The 18,701-nt window shown below is 62.5% G+C and carries 15 protein-coding genes and 1 pseudogene; 4 read left to right on the plus strand and 12 right to left on the minus strand.

What is annotated here, in order from left to right:
• Positions 1–4 precede the first annotated feature (4 nt).
• Together D1F64_RS14285 and D1F64_RS14290 are read right to left on the minus strand one after the other, a co-directional pair.
• On the minus strand, positions 5–4,945 hold the full coding sequence (locus D1F64_RS14285) for a DEAD/DEAH box helicase (RefSeq protein WP_117412971.1): 4,941 nt from the start codon (positions 4,943–4,945) through the stop codon (positions 5–7).
• Entirely contained in the window at positions 4,942–8,049 is a 3,108-nt protein-coding gene (locus D1F64_RS14290; RefSeq protein ID WP_162901564.1) for a hypothetical protein, read from the minus strand. Before D1F64_RS14290 ends, D1F64_RS14285 begins: the two co-directional genes overlap by 4 nt.
• 235 nt (positions 8,050–8,284) lie before the next feature.
• Here D1F64_RS14290 and D1F64_RS14295 point away from each other — a divergent pair.
• Positions 8,285–9,498 (plus strand): annotated as a pseudogene (locus D1F64_RS14295) (IS701 family transposase).
• A gap of 230 nt (positions 9,499–9,728) precedes the next feature.
• On the opposite strand, the gene D1F64_RS14300 reads toward D1F64_RS14295, so the two are convergent.
• From D1F64_RS14300 to D1F64_RS14345, 10 genes are all read right to left on the minus strand, one after another.
• Positions 9,729–10,157 (minus strand): phage portal protein, encoded by a 429-nt coding sequence (locus tag D1F64_RS14300; RefSeq protein ID WP_117412973.1) that lies wholly within the window; start codon positions 10,155–10,157, stop codon positions 9,729–9,731.
• A 344-nt stretch (positions 10,158–10,501) separates the two neighbouring features.
• Complete coding sequence (locus D1F64_RS14305) at positions 10,502–11,194, minus strand: hypothetical protein (protein WP_162901565.1); 693 nt, start codon at positions 11,192–11,194, stop codon at positions 10,502–10,504.
• A gap of 320 nt (positions 11,195–11,514) precedes the next feature.
• Entirely contained in the window at positions 11,515–13,089 is a 1,575-nt protein-coding gene (locus D1F64_RS14310) for a primase-helicase family protein (RefSeq protein WP_117412975.1), read from the minus strand.
• Positions 13,086–14,327, minus strand: a complete 1,242-nt coding sequence (locus D1F64_RS14315) for a CHC2 zinc finger domain-containing protein (RefSeq protein ID WP_117412976.1) — start codon at positions 14,325–14,327, stop codon at positions 13,086–13,088. Before D1F64_RS14315 ends, D1F64_RS14310 begins: the two co-directional genes overlap by 4 nt.
• Before the next feature lie 231 nt (positions 14,328–14,558).
• On the minus strand, positions 14,559–14,705 hold the full coding sequence (locus D1F64_RS23450; protein ID WP_162901566.1) for a hypothetical protein: 147 nt from the start codon (positions 14,703–14,705) through the stop codon (positions 14,559–14,561).
• A gap of 46 nt (positions 14,706–14,751) precedes the next feature.
• Positions 14,752–14,970 carry a hypothetical protein gene (locus D1F64_RS14325; RefSeq protein ID WP_117412978.1) on the minus strand — a complete coding sequence of 73 codons (219 nt, stop codon included), beginning with the start codon at positions 14,968–14,970 and terminating at the stop codon, positions 14,752–14,754.
• Positions 14,960–15,439: a hypothetical protein gene (locus D1F64_RS14330; protein ID WP_117412979.1), complete on the minus strand. Its 480-nt coding sequence runs from the start codon at positions 15,437–15,439 to the stop codon at positions 14,960–14,962. Before D1F64_RS14330 ends, D1F64_RS14325 begins: the two co-directional genes overlap by 11 nt.
• On the minus strand, positions 15,436–16,062 hold the full coding sequence (locus D1F64_RS14335) for a hypothetical protein (protein WP_117412980.1): 627 nt from the start codon (positions 16,060–16,062) through the stop codon (positions 15,436–15,438). The genes D1F64_RS14330 and D1F64_RS14335 overlap by 4 nt, the downstream gene beginning before the upstream one ends.
• Positions 16,059–16,571 (minus strand): hypothetical protein, encoded by a 513-nt coding sequence (locus tag D1F64_RS14340; RefSeq protein WP_117411779.1) that lies wholly within the window; start codon positions 16,569–16,571, stop codon positions 16,059–16,061. Before D1F64_RS14340 ends, D1F64_RS14335 begins: the two co-directional genes overlap by 4 nt.
• The gene (locus D1F64_RS14345) at positions 16,568–16,891 is read right to left on the minus strand and encodes a hypothetical protein (RefSeq protein WP_117412981.1); all 324 of its coding nucleotides are present in this window, start codon (positions 16,889–16,891) and stop codon (positions 16,568–16,570) included. Before D1F64_RS14345 ends, D1F64_RS14340 begins: the two co-directional genes overlap by 4 nt.
• An 85-nt stretch (positions 16,892–16,976) precedes the next feature.
• On the opposite strand from D1F64_RS14345, the gene D1F64_RS14350 reads away from it, so the two are divergent.
• From D1F64_RS14350 to D1F64_RS14365, 3 genes are all read left to right on the plus strand, one after another.
• Positions 16,977–17,672: a S24 family peptidase gene (locus tag D1F64_RS14350; RefSeq protein ID WP_117412982.1), complete on the plus strand. Its 696-nt coding sequence runs from the start codon at positions 16,977–16,979 to the stop codon at positions 17,670–17,672.
• A gap of 295 nt (positions 17,673–17,967) precedes the next feature.
• Positions 17,968–18,243, plus strand: coding sequence for a hypothetical protein (locus D1F64_RS14355; RefSeq protein WP_205470479.1), 276 nt, complete (start codon positions 17,968–17,970; stop codon positions 18,241–18,243).
• Between the two features lie 160 nt (positions 18,244–18,403).
• The gene (locus D1F64_RS14365) at positions 18,404–18,658 is read left to right on the plus strand and encodes a hypothetical protein (protein WP_117412984.1); all 255 of its coding nucleotides are present in this window, start codon (positions 18,404–18,406) and stop codon (positions 18,656–18,658) included.
• Positions 18,659–18,701: the final 43 nt, after the last annotated feature.

Here is an 18,701-nt window from a genome sequence, read left to right on the forward strand (position 1 = left end):
TTAATTAGGCATTCCACTTGAGATCAACCTTTTCTCCGGAACTTATCAGGATCGACTCGATCCAGGCCAATGCCGGACGACGCTCGAAATCCGGCCAGAACCTCTGGTTGGAGTAATCGTTCAGGCACCGCGTGCAACTGCTGACGCAGTCGGGGTTGAGGCAATCAAGGATCTTACGGGCGGCGAGCAAAAGATCGGCGGCGCGGAACCCGTCTTCGCGGGTCAGTCGGGTAGCGTATCCCGCCCCGCCCGAGACCGAATCGTAGAGCACGACGACGAGATGGCCGTTCAGTCGCTGGATGAGCCCACGCAGATCGCGCGGATCGGTTTCGAGCAGATCGGCCGCTCCGAGCCTGAGCGCCTCTTGGAGAGTGCGATCAAGACTTGTACCCGTCGGGAGGCTAGATCCGTCGGGCGCACGCGGGAATCCCTCGAAGAGCAGCCCGCGGACATCGGTTTCGAACACATGCGCCAGGTCGACGGGATAGACCCGCTCACCGGGATCGGAGCGACAGGAGAGACCTGTGCGCGGGTTCGAGTGGGCCTCGAGTGCCACAGGGTCTTGCCACCCAAGTTCCGGCCCTATGCCGAGCGCCGGTACGGCGTATTCGCAATTGCGGCACCAGGCAAAGCCGCCACGGTGTCTGCCGCGGTTAACTGTAATGATGCGACCGAGTTCGTGATCCGGCCGATTGGACCCGGGAGCGTGGAAGGTCAGGATTCCGGGAAGATCGGTTGCCGTGTACCGGTGCAGCGGCGCTTCGGTAAGGAGCAGCGCTTCATCCGACACGGTTGGCCGCAGGCGGCTCGCGCCGGGGTCGCGCCCCTGGCCGTCAGCAACGGAGGTCAGGAAGCCATGTGGGCGAATGAAGTCCCGAGTTCTGTTGATCTTGATGAACTGAACGCCGCACTGGTGGCAGGTGTCTTCGGGCTCCATGCCCTGCATAGTAACCTGGGGCGAACGGCAGGCCTCGCAGACCCGGTATCGAGCGCGATCGATGAAGGCATCGTCACCGGTGAACTTCGATCGCTTCGATATACCGTCACTCGTCCAGACACGTCCGCCGGCCACGACCTCGGCACCCGGCGAATATTCTGAGATCCCGATCGATCCATCCCGGTCGAGCTCGAGGATCGAGGAGTCAGCAGTCTGCCCGGCCGAGTTCAGGACTTCGAGCGATACGGAATGGACTGGGAAGGAATAGGTCGGAATCACGGCACGACGGGACAGTTGATCGACCAGGAACTGGTTCATGTAGAGGCGCTGTTGCGTCCGCAAGGCACCTAGGGACCGGTCGACCTTCTGGAACTGATCGGCGGCGGTCCGGTTCAGGGCAGCGCGGCGTTCCTCGAGATCGTCGATGGCCTCCTGCATCACCCCCCATCGGCCCCAGATCGCGTCGGCAAAGCGTGTAAAGCGCTGGTTCATGGTGGCGCGCAGGCCATCGGCGTCGAGGGCAATATCCGCAAGGGCCTCCGGGAGCCTGTCTCCTAGCCGGGCCGCTGCTTCGATCTCCCGGTCAGCGCCGGTAAGCCACACTGCGAAGTCGCGATCGAAATCCGAGCGCGCCTCCGGGGTGAGGGCTTCTGCAAAAACGTCGCGCAGCCGCGGCGATCCAGGACGGCTGTAGGCCTTTAGACGGTATTCGAGAAACCGCGCCAAGATCATCGAGAGCTGGTGGCGCTGGAAGAAACCGGCGTTGTTGAGGCTGAGGTAAGGAATGATGGGTTGGGCCGAGAGATATTCGGAGAAACCCTCGTAGACTGCGCGATCGAAACGCCCGGATCGGGCGGACGTGAGGACGATCGGGGCGACCTGTGCGCGCCGGCCGGCCCGGCCCGCACGCTGCTGGTAGTTTGCTATCGAGGGCGGAACGTTTTTGCATAGCACCGCCTCGAGATCGCCGAGATCGACCCCCATCTCCATCGTGGTGGTGCAGGACAACAGGTTCACCTCGCCTGCCTTGAAACTCTCTTCAATTGCCGTCCGGATTTCGCCGGCAATGGCTGCGGTGTGCTCTCGGGCGATCCCCATCAGGGGGTGCGCATTGTAGCGCACGACATAGTGGTTACGTTTCGCGAGATCCTGTCGTTCGGCCTCGATGATTTCGCGCAACTGCCCGTCGCATCCCATCGACTGGCAAACCCCTGCGGTGTCGAACTGGGTGCGGCCACCACAGGACAGGCACTGGTAGAGCCTGACATCCCGGCCGGGCACAACAAAGAGGGATTTGTCGAGCCTGAGGGCGCGCCCGACGCCATGCTTGGAGGTCATGGACCTCGGATGTTCGATGGCCTTCCAGAAATGTGTGAGCACATCGCGGATCTGGTTGTCGTCGATCGCGGTGCCGCATGTTTTCGCCATCTTCCGAAGCAGGGCAGTGAAACGGTTCTGGTGCCCCGCCACCGGCACGAGCGTCAGAGATAGCGTCGCGTTGGGGTTCTTTTCACGCGTGATGCAACGGCCTTTCTGGCTGGCGATCCGCGTCCAGATCGACTCGTCCATGAGATCGATCATACCGGAGTCCTTGTCGGCGATCGCGCGATGCTCGCGGATCATCTTGAGCAGATAGCGCACGAAGGCTTCGGCATGGTCCTTCATTGCCTCCGGCAACATCTTGCGAACAGCGAGCACGGGACGATCGATCTGTTCGTAATCGATCCCGATGAGACCGAACCCTTCGAGGCTGAGGCGGCCACGCCCGAAGACGGTGATCTCGGCCGCGATAAGGGCCTTGAGACGGAGTAACTCGTTGGGACCGGTTTCGAGCTCGGGCATCACGCCGGGGCGGTAGAGCCTCAGCCCATCAACTCGCAATTCGCGTGCGACGGCTCCGGCAAGATTGTCGATATCGGTCTTTCCGCTGGCCCCTACGGCGCGCAGCACAGCACTTCGGATGGCTTGCTCCCGAGAGGTACGCTCGAAGAAGGGCGCGAAGAATGCAGCATCCTGCCTATTGTCGGAAAAGACCAGGAGGTTGCGCCCGCCCATTGGCGGGGTTTGTCCGGTTTCCTTCTTCGGGAGAGCCTCAAGCAGAGTCTGCGCAACGACAGCGGCGATGGCCTCATCGCCCGGGCGCACGGTCGTGACCGGCTCTAGGTGACGGTTAGAGCGGTGGTTGCAGGCCGCACAGCGCGGAAGGTAGCGCGTGCCGTCGTCGGGGTCCTCACGCAAGGGGATGTCCTCGAGGACGACCGATCCGACTTCGTCGGGCTCCATCGGCCGTCCCGTCAGGGGATCGATATGGACGATCTGGCCGGGCCCGTCGCCGGGCGTGTCGGACTCCTCTTCCGCCGCCATACCGCCAGGGATAAGCCTCAAAAGGTGACGCCGGCCAGATCCCGGCGTCGGGTTGAGTTCAATGGGACCTTCCCAGGCTTCGATGTACGGCTCTCCGCAGTTTCGGCAGACAAACAGCTCGTAGGCAGGTCGATCGTCCGAACCGAATTCGGATCCGATTACGACCTCGCCCAGGTTTTCGGGGGCTTCGGATTTCAGAGTTACGCCAGTCCTGTCCGGGGAGCGTGAAATCAAGTGATATCTTGCTGGCAGGAGCGGGAAGACTGCGGCATCCCTGCTGATGGCGAGTACCCCCACCGCGATCAGCCCAGTTAGGGCAGATATCGCGTCTGACTCGGCATCTGGAAAGACATTGCGGGCCAATGTCCTGATTGCGACAGCTCCACTTTCGAGGCGCCGAGCGATCCGATGAACCTCTTCGAAAGAGGCAAGTTTGGCGATCAGGGAATCGCCCAGAGAGGTAGCGTCGTCCAGCTGGAGTTCGGGAAGTTCGAGAAGGCCCGCCTCGAAGTTCCAGTCCTCGATCGACATGGGCGTGTCGTTTTGAGACGCTTCGCCCGCAGCAGCCGCGAGCTTGCCGGCTTCTGCCCACTGGTGTGAGGAGAGGCCGCTGGCAATGGGAGCATCGACGAGACTCGGATGAGGCTTCTTTTTCGAGGTGATGACAGATTTCTCGCCGCCGAACGGTTCGCCAAAGAGCCGCGATGCGAAGTCCGCAAGCTCCACCTTGCGACTGGGATCAAGCGAAGCGGAGGTACCGACACAACGGATCGTGCCGTCCGGAATTCCGAGGTGTGCCTTGAGACGTCGAAGCAGGAAGGCGACCTCGATCGCCTGTGCACCAGCATAAGTGTGGATTTCGTCGAGGACGATCCAACGGAGATCCGCACCGGAAAGGAGCTGGCAATTAGTCGGCAACAGCAGGATGTGCTCAAGCATGGCATAGTTCGTGATCAGGATATGCGGAGGCCCGGCGCGCATCTCTGATCGCGAAAGGAGCCAGTTGTCTGAAACATCCGCATCTTCTCCGAAGCTTTCGATGAAGCTATGCGACGAGCGAAGGCGGGTTATCTCCTCCCCGCGGGTCGCGCGGGGTTTGATCTGACCAGTATAGCGGCCAAGGGTAATGCCGGGATCGCAGAGATCGCGAAAAAGGAGTTCGGCAATGCGGCTGAGCTGATCGTTAGCCAGTGCGTTGAGCGGGTAGACGAGAATCGCTCGGACGCCGGGCCGCTTCAGGTCGCCCTGGGCAAGAATGTCGTTGACGAGGGGGTAAAGGAAGCTCTCGGTCTTCCCCGAGCCGGTGCCGGTGGCCACCAAGTAGTTGTCGTCTCGCAGAATGGCCTGCTCCTGATGGGAGTGAAGCTGGCGCGTCCAGACGGAGGGCGTGGCCTGCGCAAAGGCCGCCCAGTCTGGATCGAGAATGCCACTGGCGTGAAGTTCCGAGAGACTGCGGGCCTTCTCGAAGTCGGGCAGGGTCTCGACATAGGGTCCCTTGACGAATTCGAGAAGGCTGATGCTTGTGCGCAGATCCTTGGCCAGGTGGGGCGCCCGGATCTCATTGATCGGCGACGAGGTCGCAACGAACCGCGCGAGGGTGCGGTTCAGGTGATCGCGGAAGATGTTGGGATCGAGATTGGTCATGCGGAGACCTTCCGGAGCTGTTCGGCGTGGGACCAGAGCGCGCGGAAATGAACGAAGAACTCGATGCCGGCCCGCAGCATCATTGTGAGTGTTTGGCCGATCTCCTGACGCGGCAGGCCCGTGCGGAATTCGACGTTGTCGATGAACGCGTCTGCGCGCTGACCCGCGCAGGCACGGGCAAACCGTTCGATCCCGGCTGCCAGCCTGGCTGGGAAGAGATCGCCGCCACCTCCGCTATCGAAAGATCGCAACGCCTCGAGTCCCTCGATGTGGGGTTGGCAGATCACGGCGACGGCACTGCCGATATGACCGTTGCCGGCGAGACAACGCAGGTCGGTTTCGCGGAGCCGAAAGCGGAGCGCTCTGAAGGCGTGGCTGAGGGAGGTTGCGTCGAGCCCCTGGGGCAGCTCTGTATCCGAACTCACCCGGTCCAGCCAATCGGAGAGGGGGGTGTCGCCCGCAGGGTCCGGAGGTGCTGCGGGGACCCCAATGGACGCCATGTGGGCGAGACTGGAGAGGCCGCTGGCTTCTTCGAGGCCGGAATAGGCTGAAAGCGGGGCCTGGAAGATCCACGGGGCTACACCCACGAGATCGTTTCGCGGCGGCTGGCCATCAGCCCGGTGAACGTTCAGCACGGGCCGAATGGCGCCGATCATGTGCGTGGTGCCGGCGACTCCGAGAGCCTGGCGGTAGGAAGGTCCTAGGGCAGCGGAAAGTTGGCCGCCAAGCGCCTCAGCCTCCGGCTCGGCCAAAAAGCCTGCAAGCCGGGACGCTGAGCGACGATCGGAGGCATTGATAGACCCGGCCAGACCGATCGCGATCTGTGCTTCTGCTGCATCGCAGAGAGGTGCGAAAGTGCGATCCTTCTCGTTTCTAACCCAAAAGCGGACCCGGGCTGGCGCGGGCAGGATAGTTCGGAGAAGTCGAACAGAGATGCGACCGCTGTCGAGTTCGCTCGTGACATCGACACCCCCTAACGGCGACAGGGATACCGGGAAACGTCCGAACGCAAACTCACCCTGGAGGACGCTCCCGTCAACGCTCTCGACCTTCACGTGGAGCGCGTCGCACCGACGCTGCAGCAGTAGGGACAGGTCTATGCAGTTCTCGTCCTCGGTGAGCGAGATTTCAGCGGGGTCAGCCACGCGCCGGAGGCGGGCGAGTATGTCGATATGGCCGTTTGCGCGCCGCAGCGCAATCCGATCATCGCCCTCAACTGTAGCCTCAAGATCCTCGGCTCCGATCTCGAGCGACTGTCGGGTAAGGAAAGGTCTGCGTTTTTCCCGACCCAGTACAAGAAGATCGGCATCGCGATCAGATGACCGCAGCCGAAATGTGTCGTGCCGGGCGTCATGGCCGAACACGAGCACTTTGCCCTTGGGCACGAAGATGCGGTCGTCGGTGGAGATCCGGCAATGCCAGAGTTTCTCGCCGCGGGCCGCAAGGTGGAATTCACGCCTGATCTTATCGTCGTAAAGGCTGAGGATCGGCGTCTCGGCGTCTGCCCGCGGATCGACGGAAAGCTTTCCACCTTCGCATCGTAATCCGGCACTTCGGGACGCGTCGAAATTTGATGGGAGATCCACGTCGCAGAGGTCGCCGTCGGGCGCAGGCACGCCACACCAAATCCAGCAGGACGTCGATAGCTCCGCCCGGGCATTTAGATCGCCTGCGGCACCTGGGGCCAGGACTTCAAAGACCACATGCCGCGGATCTCCCGCTTCCCCGAGGCCAAATCGATAGAAGGGAAGACGGGCAAAGCCGTCTGCTCCGACTTCGATACTGAGGAAGCGCACATCCTTCGCCATGCGAGCGCGAACGATGCGTTTGGCCCCGCCGATTTCCGGGTCGATCCTCAGGATAAGGGCCCCATCGCATGCATAGAGCGGCTGAGGGCCGTCCCGGCCAAGTGTGACTGCGTCGAGCCAGAGCGCTGCCTCGTCAGGTTTTTGCAAAGTGATGTCGGCGCGGCCGTCGAAAACAAGTGTTTCTGTTGCTTCGACCCATGCGACGTAGATATCGAGATCCCTGGATGGAATCGCGTCGCCGAAAGAGGCGCAGGAGAACGAAACTCGACTGAGAACGACAAGTCTTTCCGCAGCGATCTCGGCGAGGGTATCGTCCCGACCAAGCCGAGTGAGAAAAGCTCCACTATCTGCATCGAAGAGAAGGACATTGCCTGGGCCAGGAGCAAAAGCGATCTGCTGGCGAATGTTGCCGCAGCTCCAAGTCAGATCATCTGGCCAAGGTGCCGGTATGTGAACATGGTTGCCGCCCGACACAAGTATTGGAAAGGCCCCAATATGGACGCGTTGAGGAAGCCGCGATGCTTCTGCCTCGAGCGCAAGGTTATCCCTCGCCCAGTAGAGGCGAGGTGGCCCGACGAGTTCGCCGCGGCTACGGCCAAAGCTGCGCGCCGCGGCATCGAAGGCGTCGAACAGATGTTTCTCGGATGTACCCGAGGCGCTTTTGCCCTGGCGCCATGCCTCGAACCGCCTGGCGCAATATGCCGAGGTATCGAAGTTGATGGTCGCCCGGAGACGGGTGAAAGTGGGACAGTGCTCGGCGACGGCACGTCTTTGCCAGTGGCGGGCCGAAGGCGTGTCTTCGATCGCCGGAGGTCCCAAATACAACGCCGCGCCAACAAACGCGCGTGCAAGCTCTGCGTGCTGGGAGCGAACGGGACCCAGTGGCGCAAAAAAGAGTTCCGTTGGCTGATTGCCTGAAACCGGTATGCCGAGGCGCCTCGCGGCGCGCCGGAAGCAGGACTTCAAGAGGTCCCGAGAGAAGGCATCGGAATAGTCCTCATTTACGAACTTACTAATGTGGAGATAGACGTCTTTCGTGCTGGCGCCGTAACTCTCCGACAGTGGCGCCATGACGGCCCAAACGGCAAGAGTCGGGCAGTTTTCGAAAAGGCGGAACAGGTCGGCCTTTCGGACAATCCTTTCCGCTCTGCTTCGAATGTCGTGAGGAACACGGACATCAACGAGGAACGGTGTTGAGCTCCCGCCGGTCCACGAGGAATGGAAAGCCGCCTCGACCTCGGATACACTCCGTGGTGAAAGTTCAAAGTCCATCCCCTCTTCAATATTTGAAGCCACTAGGCCTTCCTCCAGCTCTTATTTGGACCAGCATCGGCCATATTCGGCAATACAAAAAACTTGATGTGGTCAGACTTTGTCACGGTCTTGTAGCTGGACTAATCCTAGGGCAAACGTGATTGGGAGAAAGTGATTTAATCAAGCTGCGCGAACTGTTTTGGAATTCGTGCGGTATTGAATTTACTCCTAGCATTGCAGTTGCAATTTGAAGTGAGTTCTGAATCGATGGGTGACCATGATTCGGAGGTCATGGATGATGGGTGCATCGATTGAAGAGAAACTGGAGATTTGGGCGTCCTCGTTGCGCGACGTGAAGGGGCGCATGCGCGGATTGTTCACGCAAGAGCGCGTTGCCACATCGGCGAACCTGTTTCTGGACGGCTTGCTCGGGGACGAGCGCCGCAAGACAGGTTGGATGCGGGCGAGGCGGCTGACGATCCCGGGCCGTGGCGACAGCAGGCCATTTTGGGCCGGGGGCGTTGGGACGCGGACGGGTTGCGCGATATCGTGCGCAATTATGTTGTCGAGAACCTGGCCGCAGACGACGCGGTCTTGGTGATCGATGAGACCGGGTTCCTCAAGCAGGGCAAGGCATCCTGTGGTGTTGCGCGCCAATATACCGGTTCGGCCGGTAAGATTACGAACTGCCAGATCGGTGTGTTCGCCGCCTACGTGTCCGCTCGCGGTCGCGCCTTTATCGATCGCGCTTTGTACTTGCCCAAGAGCTGGGCCGGCGATCCCGCGCGATGCCGCGCGACCCATGTCCCTGAAGCTGTAGCTTTTGCTGCCAAATCGGCGCTGGCTGTTCAAATGATCCGTCGAGCGCTGACGGCAGATGTGCCTTTTTCCTGGGTTGCGGCGGATGCGGTGTATGGCGTCGGCGATGTCGAACAGGCCCTGCGCCGAGCCTGCAAAGGCTATGTCCTCGGAGTCAGATCGGACCACCACTTCGGCTCTTGGGTGGGCAAGCCTCCGGTCGCCGGCACCGCCGGGGAAATCGCACAAGACCTCGAACCAGACACATGGCTGCGTCTCTCCGCCGGTGAAGGCACCAAAGGCGCCCGGCTCCATGACTGGGCCTATTGCGAACTCGCCGATCTCGACGCTGACGAATATGACCAGACCAAATCAGGTCTTTGGACCCGCGGGCCGCTGATCCACCGCAATATCAGCGACGGTGATCTCGCCTTCTTCACGACATGGTGCCCAGCCGGCACGAGCATCCAGGCCCTGGTCGCCGTCGAAGGCCACCAGTGGGCGATCGAAGACAGCTTCGAGACTGCCAAGAACGAGTTCGGCCTCGACCACAACGAAACCCGGTCTTGGCATGGATGGCACCGCCACGTCTCTCTGGTCATGCTCGCCTTCGCGATGATGGCGGTGATCCGATACCGCGCCAACGACAGGACGCCACCCAAAAAAACCAGGACACGGACCAGCAAGACCTGATCCGTTGGTCGATCCAGGAAGTCCGGCGTATCGCCAACAAGCTTGCCCAGCGTCGTATCCAGCCCTCCTATGTCATCGCATGGTCATGCTGGAGACGCGCACATCAAGCCACTGCCAGACGCGCTCATATCAAAACTAAAATGCAACTGTAATGTCAGGCGCGAAGTGTCCGGCGCCCCGGGATATGACGTGTCGCGCTGGCGTTCGTCCGTTCTCGTCGTGATAGCCGCCTAGTGCAGTCCCACGAATTCGCTAGTGTCCTGGACAAACCGTTGAGGCGGCACCAGACAGAGTTTGGTGCCGGTCGTAATCCCGTAACGCTGCCGCTGAGCTGCCAGCACGTCGCCAAGCACGCCCGTCACTTCGCCGTAGGCGATGTGCCAACGCAGGCCGATATCAACCATCTGTGACAGCGTGAACTTGCCGCGAAAGTCGCACTCGGCCAGGTTCCATGCGAACCGTTTCCAACGCTGCTTGATCAACCGGACGAAGGCCGTCGTCTCCGCCTCGTCATAGCCCAGCTTTGTCAGGTCCAACTGCGGATTATCCTCGGTGATGTATTGCAACATCCGCCCGGGCGTGACGTTGATCAGCCTGGCGAACTCGCCCTTCGAGACGAGGGTCTCTTCGGCCAGGGGCTCACCACGTCCAAACCCCACGCTGTTTAGCCATTCACTTTAGCTCTTTAGGCTTTGCGTTTCGTGTCAGACTGGCGAGATCCTGCGCGGCCGCGCCCCCGCAGGTGGTTTGGGCGGATACGGTCCCTAAATCCGGGGGACCCGCCTGCCCTCGCCGCGCTATGACCAATGCCGCCCAGATTGAGGCTGCGGTGGCCATCCTTGCCCCTGTCTGGACCCACAGGAGACCCGGCAGGACCGGCAGGGGGTGCTTCGCGTGCCGGCCCTGCTCCCCTCGCCTGTCCTGTCGCGGCAGGACCGCCCGATGAGACCACTGGCGCGGGCATCGCGCCCTTGCCGGTTCTTTAGCACCTCAACCGCTGAGTTTAGCGGTCCGGTCTTTTGCCCCCAGAGGCCTCAACTCGCCATGCTGACCGCATGACCTTCACGCGCCGAGACGGTGTCTTGCCGGCCAACACCCTGCCCTCTTCAATGAGTTCCTCGATCAGATCGGAGATCCCCATGCCAAGCCACGGCTCAAACGGCGCGCGTGGTCCGGTGACCGCATGGCTCGTCAGTCGCGGCCGCAGCAGGGCTGCAAGGAACGTCAGCGCGAACCGCCAGTCGCGGTACGTCGCCCAGGCTTGCGCCACGACTTCCAGCGATGGACGAAGCTCCAGATCGCAGCGATGCGGCACGTCGCGCAGCCCCCGTTGGCCACGCTCCACCCGCTTGACCACCTCCGGCTTGCCGTTCGCCCCGATAAAGGGCCGCAGCTCCGGCTCATAATCCCACGCCGGCCGGGTGCCCGACATGCCATAGGCGAGAACAAGCCCCCGCTCGCGCGCATTCATTCCGCGCAAGGCCTCACCGACGAGCACCGCGTCCGGGTGCATGGTGCCCTTCCCGTTCGCGCGGCCAAAGGTGTCGACCATGGTGCCGAGCTGCAGGATCGTCTCAACGCTGTGCCAGCTCGACCGCAGCCCGTCCGGCCCATATCCGCCTTCCGACAGATCGTGGCCGACCGCCTGATCGCGCAACGCCCAATGCACCAGATCCTCGATATCGATTGATTTCATCGTGTGCCGCTCCATGGTTTCATCATCGCCTGCAAATTCCCGGTTCGGTCCAACCTGTCCAACCTTGACCAACCTTTAAAAACAAAGGTTGGACGCGTTTTCGCTAGCAATCTCAAAGGCCTGCAATCCAAGTCCAACCTGTCCAACCTATTTCGCCGTCGGGGAGAACAGGGCGGAAGGGGTGCAACGCCTTTTCGCGCGCACGCGTGCGCGGGGCGTCAAAATAGGTTGGACAGGTTGGGCAGGTTGGTCATCGCATTGATACGATTGATGTATTCTGGTCCAACCTTGGGTACGCGTGGTTGGGAAGGTTGGACCGGTCAGGCCCTGTACCCCACATGTCCTGTCTCCCCCGCGTCGCTGAACTGAGAATACGTGCCGTCATCGTGGCCATCGTCGTCATCCTCACTGGGCCAGTCGACCTTTTGTCCAAGCGCTGATTGAAACGCATCGCGACACTGGGGGAGCGAGGGGAACTCGTAACACCAGGCCCGCGTGCCGCCGATGTCCTCATCCATGCGCTTGGTCACCCGCACGCCCGGCAGCAGCTTTTGCAGCTTCATGCCGAACACCGTCTGCTCGGAGCGCCGCTTCACGCCGACCTTGTCGGAGACCTCAAGGTAGTAATCGAACAGCTTCTCCTTGCGGATCAGCCCGCCCGGCGGCCAGCCGTTCGCGCCCTTCACCAGGTTGCCTTCCCAGAGCCTCTCAAACAGGAAGGACTCGACATGATCGAGTGAGCGGATTTTCTGCTCCAGCAGGCTGTTCGTTTTGGGGATCTTGCGCAGGTTGACCGCATCCACATCGAAGGCGAGCAGATCGGCCAGGAGCGCCGCCCGCCCGCCGCTGTTGAGTTCTGCAAACATCTCCTTGAAGTAGCCGTGGTCTTCCTTGGCGGTCGGCGCCACATCGAGAACGCAGAAGCGCCGCTCGTCCTTGCCCGCAGGCACCACCCAATCCTCATTCGAGGTCATGATCAGCCGCACGTAATTGTCGATGCGGAAGGGATCGACGCCCTTGCTCTCGATCATTTGCGTCTTGGACGTCACTAGGCCCTTGAGCCGGCCTTCCGCCGCCTTGTCGCCCGCCCACACTGCTTCCTCCGCCTGCAGCAGCAGACACGCCGCCATATGGGCGTTGAACTGCCCGGTGATGTAGCGCGGGTCATCGACCATGAAGTAGTGCTGCTCGATCAAAGAGCCCATCACCTCGCCCAGCACCGTCTTGCCGGTGCCCATCAGCCCGCGCACCACCAGGGCCGTGCCGATGCGCTCGCGCGGCCGCTGGATCAGATGCGCGAACCAGCCAAACACCCAGGCGAAGAGCTGCTCGTCACCGCCGCAGATGTTGGTGAACACGTGATCGCGGAAGATGGCGTAGCTGCCGGCTTGCCCATCCGGCACAAGGGCGAAGCCGCGCCACAGGTTGAGATACCCCGGCGTCCCAACAGCGCCGTCGTGATTGGGAAAGAACTCGATGCCATCGAACTGTCGCCGGTCCCGATCCGTCTCCCAGCGCTTTGACCAGGTGATCGTCTTGATCTTGGAATCGTGCAGGATCTGCGTGAACCGGTTCGCATAGAGCGCCCGGAACGCCTCGATCTGGATGATCCGCACCCGATCCTCGATCGGCGCATCCGGCTTGTCGCGCACCATGACCGCCTTGGAGCCGACCAGCGCCAGCGCCCATTCCTCATTCAACCGCTCGACCGAGTATCCCCAGTGCTGCGGCTGCTTGGCGGCGCCAGAGTCCTCGGGAGCGCCGATGTCGTCCGCGTCCGTCTCAGAGATGCCGCCCGGCCTGTCAGCAAAGCCCGCGGGCTGGTCAAAGTCATAGGCCTCGGCCGCGTCGATGCGCGAGACGATTGCACCATAGGCCTCTTGGATATCGCTCATGCCCCCACCAATTCGCTTTCCGCGTCCGCTCGCTTGCCCGGCCTGCGCAATGGATCGTTAAAATCCTCATCGTCATCCGCCCAGGCGCTGCGGATCCTGCGGCCCGGTTGCATCCAGCGCTTGGCCGCGCGCAGGTGGACCTGTTCGGCCGTAAAACGATCGCTGTCGCCATCACCCAGCATCATGACCTCGACGATCGTCTCAGGGAGCATGAGCGCCCGCTCATCGTTGGGATGCGGCTCCGGTCCCGGCACCCGTGAGGCGCGCACCTGGCCGGTGCTGGTCGTCACGGTCATGGTTGGATGCTTCACCGTGGCCACCGCCTTGCCGCCCAGGTGCTGCAGATCGACCGAGGCCGCGTAGCCCGTCGTTGCAAGCCGCGCCTGGCCGCGCACGCGCAGCTCCGCCTGCCAGACGGAGCGCACCGTCTCGATCCCCTCGCCGATCACCAGCCGCTGAAACGCCTGACCATAGCGGCGCGGGTCATGCAGCAGGATCCAGCCGCGTTTCTTCGAGCCGCGGATTTTCTTGGCCGGCAGATCCTCGCCGGTGACCGGATGCGCGAGGGAGAGTTTTGCGCCGGGTCGGTCCTTGTCGAACCACGTCATATGCACGCCGAGGAACCGTCCGTCAGGACCCGTGATCGCGGCCAGCATCGCCGGGCCGGAATAGATCAGCACCGGCCTCTCGCCTTTCTTCAAAGGCGGCAGCCAATAGGGACACTCGTGCAGATAGCGCAGCGGCGCGTCCTCCGGCGCAGTGAGTCCCCGCCCGTGGAAATAGAGAAGATTGCCCGGTGAGGTGACGAAGCCGCGCCCGGCTTTCCAGATCCGATAGGCCTTGCGCCGCTCTTCCTCGCGAAAGGCGTTTTCCGCTTTGTCGCTGGCCACCTGGAGCGCCGCGCGGTCCGCTTGACGGCGCGCCTCGTCTTCCGGGTCCGGCGGCGGCGCATCCGCCCGCCCGCCGAGCAGTTCGACCGCTCCGACAAAGGACAGCCCGTGGCGCTCCATCAGATACGTGATGCCGTCGCCGGCCGCACCACAGCCAAAGCACTTATAGGTGCCGCGCCGGTCATCAACATGGAAGCTTGCCGTGCGCTCCGCATGAAACGGGCAGCAGGCCCAATGATCGCCTGCGGAGACATTGGACTTGGACGCATCCCAACTCACATCGCGACCGACAGTTTGCGAGATCGGGATCGCCTTGATGCGATCGAGCTCAGCGGAAGAGAAGGTCATTGCCACCGCCCGCAATCCGCGTCTGTCTCGGAGCTTTCTCCCGTGACGCACTCGTGGCCACCTCACCGCGCGGGCGCTGTGCGACCGCCGCACAGAGTTGTCCTAGCCGGCATCGCATCCAGCGGTTCTCCGCCTCCAGGAAATTGGTGTAATCGGCTTCCGCGTCGGTTCGCTCCCACCGCCTGCGGGCACGCTCCATCGCCATGGCAAGGGCGCCTTCTTCGAAACTCGTCAACATGGCTCGCCCTCCCCCTTCCATTCCATCAGGATCGACCAGGCGCCGTGGTGCGTGCCGTGCAGATCGTCCGCAACCACCCAGCCCGCAGCCAGAAAGTGAACAAAGTCCGTCAGCAGGACGAAGCGCATCCAGCGGATCATGGGCGGGCCTCCAGCGACTCGGCGAAGCGGATCAAAAATTCGGCGCTCACCATGGTTCCCCCAGGATCGGCACCACGTGCCGCTGACCATCGTCCGGCAGACTGTCCAGTTCGGCCTCAGCCTTTGTGAGCAAGCCCCGCAAGCGCTCAATCTCGGTGCGGTCGAGCCGCGGCCCGGTGCCGTCGCGCGGCAGGCAAAGCCGCACGTATTCCGCGCCCGTTTCCAGCCGGACCGCATGCGCGCCGATGAAGGGTTCACCGCGCATCGCGATACCGCTCGGTGATTTGGACAGTGCGCCCGGACCGGGTCTCGACCAGGCTCAGCACGCCTTTGACAGCGAGCCGGCTGGCCAGAACCGCCGTGACCGAGCGGGACACCGCGCTCACGGTCGCCAGGCGATCAATGGAGACCGGACCCGCTCGCACCTCAGTTGCGACCAGACGCAGAAGCGTGCGTTCATCGGCGCCCATCGGCGGCAATGCATCCAACGGCCAGACCGCCGTGACATAGCCTTGCGGCGTCGCGTGAAACGCCACCTGTCTGGAGACGACCAGTTCGATCAGAACGATGGAGGCCGAACGCAGGTGCAATCCGTGCGCCGCGATCAAAACGGCGGCCGTGATCCCGCCCGGATGGGCCGCATAGAGATCGGCAAGCCCCGCCAGGACGGAAGTCGCGTTGCGTTCAAGCGCGCGACGCGGCGCCCTTTGGTCTGTGAGAATGCGGGGCCTCATCCGGACACCCGCTTGCCTTCGTGGCGCGCAACGGCCTTGCGCACGGTTGCACGCCCCGTTTGCCCCGCCGCACCAATGCGGTGCGCGCTGTACCAGCGGGCAATTTGGCCCACCGACCACTGCAGCTCGTGCCGCAGCCCGTGAAACAACGCGTCGCGGGCATCGACGACCATCCGGGTTTTGTCCTGGCCGAAAAGCTCGCTGGTGGAAACGCGGTGCCGGCCCTGGACGCCGGCCATCAATGCCTCGACTGGTGAGCCCGGGTCACAAAAGGCCGGAACATCAACGCCGATCGACATCGTGTCGAGCCAGCGCAGGATCGCCTCGGCCTCCCCATTTGAGGTCACCTCGTGGGCCAGCCTCAAGCGCGCCAGCAAGGCATTGTTGGCAGCCTGCGCCCGCGCCTCCCAGGTGGGATCCACCTGGTCGTCGAGATCCACGTCCTCGCCAGGATCGAGGCCAGCGTCAAGGTAAGGGTCAGCGTCGAGGCCAGGGACAGCGTCGGGCGCCAGTGCCGCTTGCGCAATGCGTGCCAGCGACGCCGCAAACCAGTCGTCGACACGCAGCAAGGCCGCATCCACGTCGAAGGAGACATGCGCCAAAAACTGAACAGCCGTATTCATGCCCCTGCCCTCGCCGGTTTGTCATCGGTCTCTTCAAGATGCTGCAGGTGCATGTCGACGGCGGCCAGCGCCTCGATCGCTTCCTTGACCTCGCGCCTCAGATCCATGTCTCGGGACTCATCGACGGTGATCGTGCCGCCGGTGGACAAGGCCTCGCAAAGCCGCGACACCGCTTGGCCGGCCTCGCGCGCCACATCACCAATCTCACGAGCCCAATCGGAGCCGGCGCCCACCGCCGGCAGCGGCACAAAGACACCACCGGAAAGTCGGCACAGTTCGACCAACGCCACAGGACCGCCGTCGAGCGTCAGGTCAAGCAAGACGTCGACCGGGCACTGAATGTCGCGATAACGATCGTTGGCGGCATTGGCGTAGTCGGACAGCGTCTGCGGCCCGACGCGCGTGATCGATGCGGCGGATTCCTGCCCGGCGCAGGCTTTTATCTGGCGCTTCATCGCCAGCTTGAGCGCGTTGCGCTGATGATCCGTGGAAGCGCGCGCCAGCTTCATGCCGAACCCTCCGCATTTGCAGCGGGGTTGCGGGGTGCATTCTCGGACGGGTCGACCGATGATGTATTCGCCGCTCGGTTGCTGCTCGTCCACGACAGAAAATCGATGGTCATGACAGGACGCTCGATATCCATAGGCCAGTGCCCATCGAACCAACGGACCGCTGTTTCCAAACGTCGTGTGGTGATATCGCCGCCCTTGGCGATGCGATCGAGCACTTTGCCGTCGCCGAAAACGATGGTGGAAACCCGTGATCGCGACAGTGACGTGGCTGAAGCGTAGGCATCGGCGAGAGTGAGGATGTGTGTTCTCAGGTTCATGCAATCACAAATGCGGTACTAAAACCGCTTTGTCAACAAAATTTACCGCATTTAGTTGTGCACAATTCTGCGGTAATATGACCGCATGACCGAGCTTGGCGACAATCCAATCGTTTTACGCATCGACGCGCGTCTCAAGGAATTGGGCTTGAGCCGCGAGGCCGCCGCCGTGCAGGCCGGCCTGAGCCGCGATGCGATACGAAACCTTGCGCGAGAACCAAATCGCAAGCCGCGCGGCAGCACGCTCGAACGCCTGGCGGACGTTCTACGCGTGCCGCCAGGCTGGCTGCTGACCGGCCACGACGCCGAGCAGGATCGTTTCACTCAAACGGCAGACTTCAGCCCCTCTCCTGCAACGCAACCAACGCGAAACGACGTTCCTGTGATGGGGACTGCGGCCGGGTCATTGATCCACGGTGATTTTGAAGGCTTCGCAATGGACGGTCCAATCGACTACGTCCGGCGTCCGCCGGCGCTCGTCGACGCCAAGGATCTATACGCGATCTACATCACCGGCGACTCCATGTCGCCCGAGCACAAACCGGGCGACCTGCGGTTTGTGCACCCGCATCGGCCGGTTCAACCTGGCTGTACCGTGATCGTTCAAACCCGTCGCTGGAACGACGATCCAGGCCAAGCGTACATCAAAACGCTTGTCCGCCGAACAGCAGACCGCATTGTTGTTCAGCAGATCAACCCGGCCGCGACCATCGAGATCCCGATCGAGCACGTCCACACCGTGCAGCGGATCCTGACGATAAATGAGTTGTTTGGCGTGTAACTGCCCAGCGCGGGCAAGCTTCAGATCGAAGCCCTAAAGGGCGTTCGAATATTATATTTTGCGTCAGTGGGACTCGCGACGCGAGCACTATTCGAAACCGCAATTCGATCATGTTGGCCATTCCGGCTTTCGGCCCGACGCGGCCATTTGCACTATACGCGACGGAGGTCAGCTTAGCGCCCCCTTTTCGGTCATTAAACGAGCAGTTTAGAATTTCCGAAACCTGCCGTTCGTTACCGCCACCTCTACGTCACATCGACCTGGCCCAGCCCGCCTGTGGGTCGAGCGGTTCCCGATGCGGGAGACGGCGCTCGCAACTGAGACGCCGCCCGCGCACGAAGTGCTGGCCGACAGCCGCACCATGAAGGGCGGCGGGGCGGCCGGTATGGCGACGCTGGGTGCGGCGAGCGTCGAGGTAGCACAGAGCGTCATGGCGGAGACGCAGACCGCCATCCTGCCGCTCGTGCCGCATCTCGACACCCCGCGCTGGGTGTTCATCGCCGTGGCGCTCGCCGGAATCGCAGTCACGATCTACGCCCGGCTCGACGATTGGAAACGGGGGCAGCGATGATTGCCGCCTTGCTGGGTGGTATCGCCGCGAGCCCATGGGCGCGCGCGGCGCTCCGCTACGGCGACCGCCCTCGCGATCCTTCTGTTTCTGCTGGCCCTGCGCCGCTCCGGCGCGCGCGCCGGGCGTCTGGCCCAACGGCTCGAGGCCATGGAGAAAACCCATGACGTACAAAGGCGGATGCTCGAGGCGGCAGCACGTCGCCCTCGTTCTCGCGACGATCTGGCTGAGCGGCTGCGCGACGGGAGCTTCTGACGTCGGCAGCCTCGGGGCATGTCCGCCAGTTATCGAGTACAGCCGGGAGTTCCAGGCACGGGCGGCAAAGGAGCTGGTCCCGCTGCCGGAGGAATCGGTGATCGCCGAGATGCTGAGCGACTACGCCGTTATGCGGGAACAGGCGGGGGCGTGCCACTTATGAAATTCAGGACCCTAGCCACATCGTCAGAAAACCTACAGGATAG

Source organism: Breoghania sp. L-A4 (assembly GCF_003432385.1).
In the GTDB taxonomy this organism is placed as follows: domain Bacteria; phylum Pseudomonadota; class Alphaproteobacteria; order Rhizobiales; family Stappiaceae; genus Breoghania.

What these genes read in the sequence shown, in the direction of transcription:
- D1F64_RS14330 (WP_117412979.1), bottom strand. Translation starts at nt 15,439, where the DNA reads ATGAGGCCCCGCATTCTCACAGACCAAAGGGCGCCGCGTCGCGCGCTT.
- D1F64_RS14355 (WP_205470479.1), top strand. Translation starts at nt 17,968, where the DNA reads ATGCGGGAGACGGCGCTCGCAACTGAGACGCCGCCCGCGCACGAAGTG.
- D1F64_RS14350 (WP_117412982.1), top strand. Translation starts at nt 16,977, where the DNA reads ATGACCGAGCTTGGCGACAATCCAATCGTTTTACGCATCGACGCGCGT.
- D1F64_RS14340 (WP_117411779.1), bottom strand. Translation starts at nt 16,571, where the DNA reads ATGAAGCTGGCGCGCGCTTCCACGGATCATCAGCGCAACGCGCTCAAG.
- D1F64_RS14305 (WP_162901565.1), bottom strand. Translation starts at nt 11,194, where the DNA reads ATGAAATCAATCGATATCGAGGATCTGGTGCATTGGGCGTTGCGCGAT.
- D1F64_RS23450 (WP_162901566.1), bottom strand. Translation starts at nt 14,705, where the DNA reads ATGATCCGCTGGATGCGCTTCGTCCTGCTGACGGACTTTGTTCACTTT.
- D1F64_RS14315 (WP_117412976.1), bottom strand. Translation starts at nt 14,327, where the DNA reads ATGACCTTCTCTTCCGCTGAGCTCGATCGCATCAAGGCGATCCCGATC.
- D1F64_RS14335 (WP_117412980.1), bottom strand. Translation starts at nt 16,062, where the DNA reads ATGAATACGGCTGTTCAGTTTTTGGCGCATGTCTCCTTCGACGTGGAT.
- D1F64_RS14285 (WP_117412971.1), bottom strand. Translation starts at nt 4,945, where the DNA reads ATGACCAATCTCGATCCCAACATCTTCCGCGATCACCTGAACCGCACC.
- D1F64_RS14325 (WP_117412978.1), bottom strand. Translation starts at nt 14,970, where the DNA reads ATGCGCGGTGAACCCTTCATCGGCGCGCATGCGGTCCGGCTGGAAACG.
- D1F64_RS14345 (WP_117412981.1), bottom strand. Translation starts at nt 16,891, where the DNA reads ATGAACCTGAGAACACACATCCTCACTCTCGCCGATGCCTACGCTTCA.
- D1F64_RS14310 (WP_117412975.1), bottom strand. Translation starts at nt 13,089, where the DNA reads ATGAGCGATATCCAAGAGGCCTATGGTGCAATCGTCTCGCGCATCGAC.
- D1F64_RS14365 (WP_117412984.1), top strand. Translation starts at nt 18,404, where the DNA reads ATGACGTACAAAGGCGGATGCTCGAGGCGGCAGCACGTCGCCCTCGTT.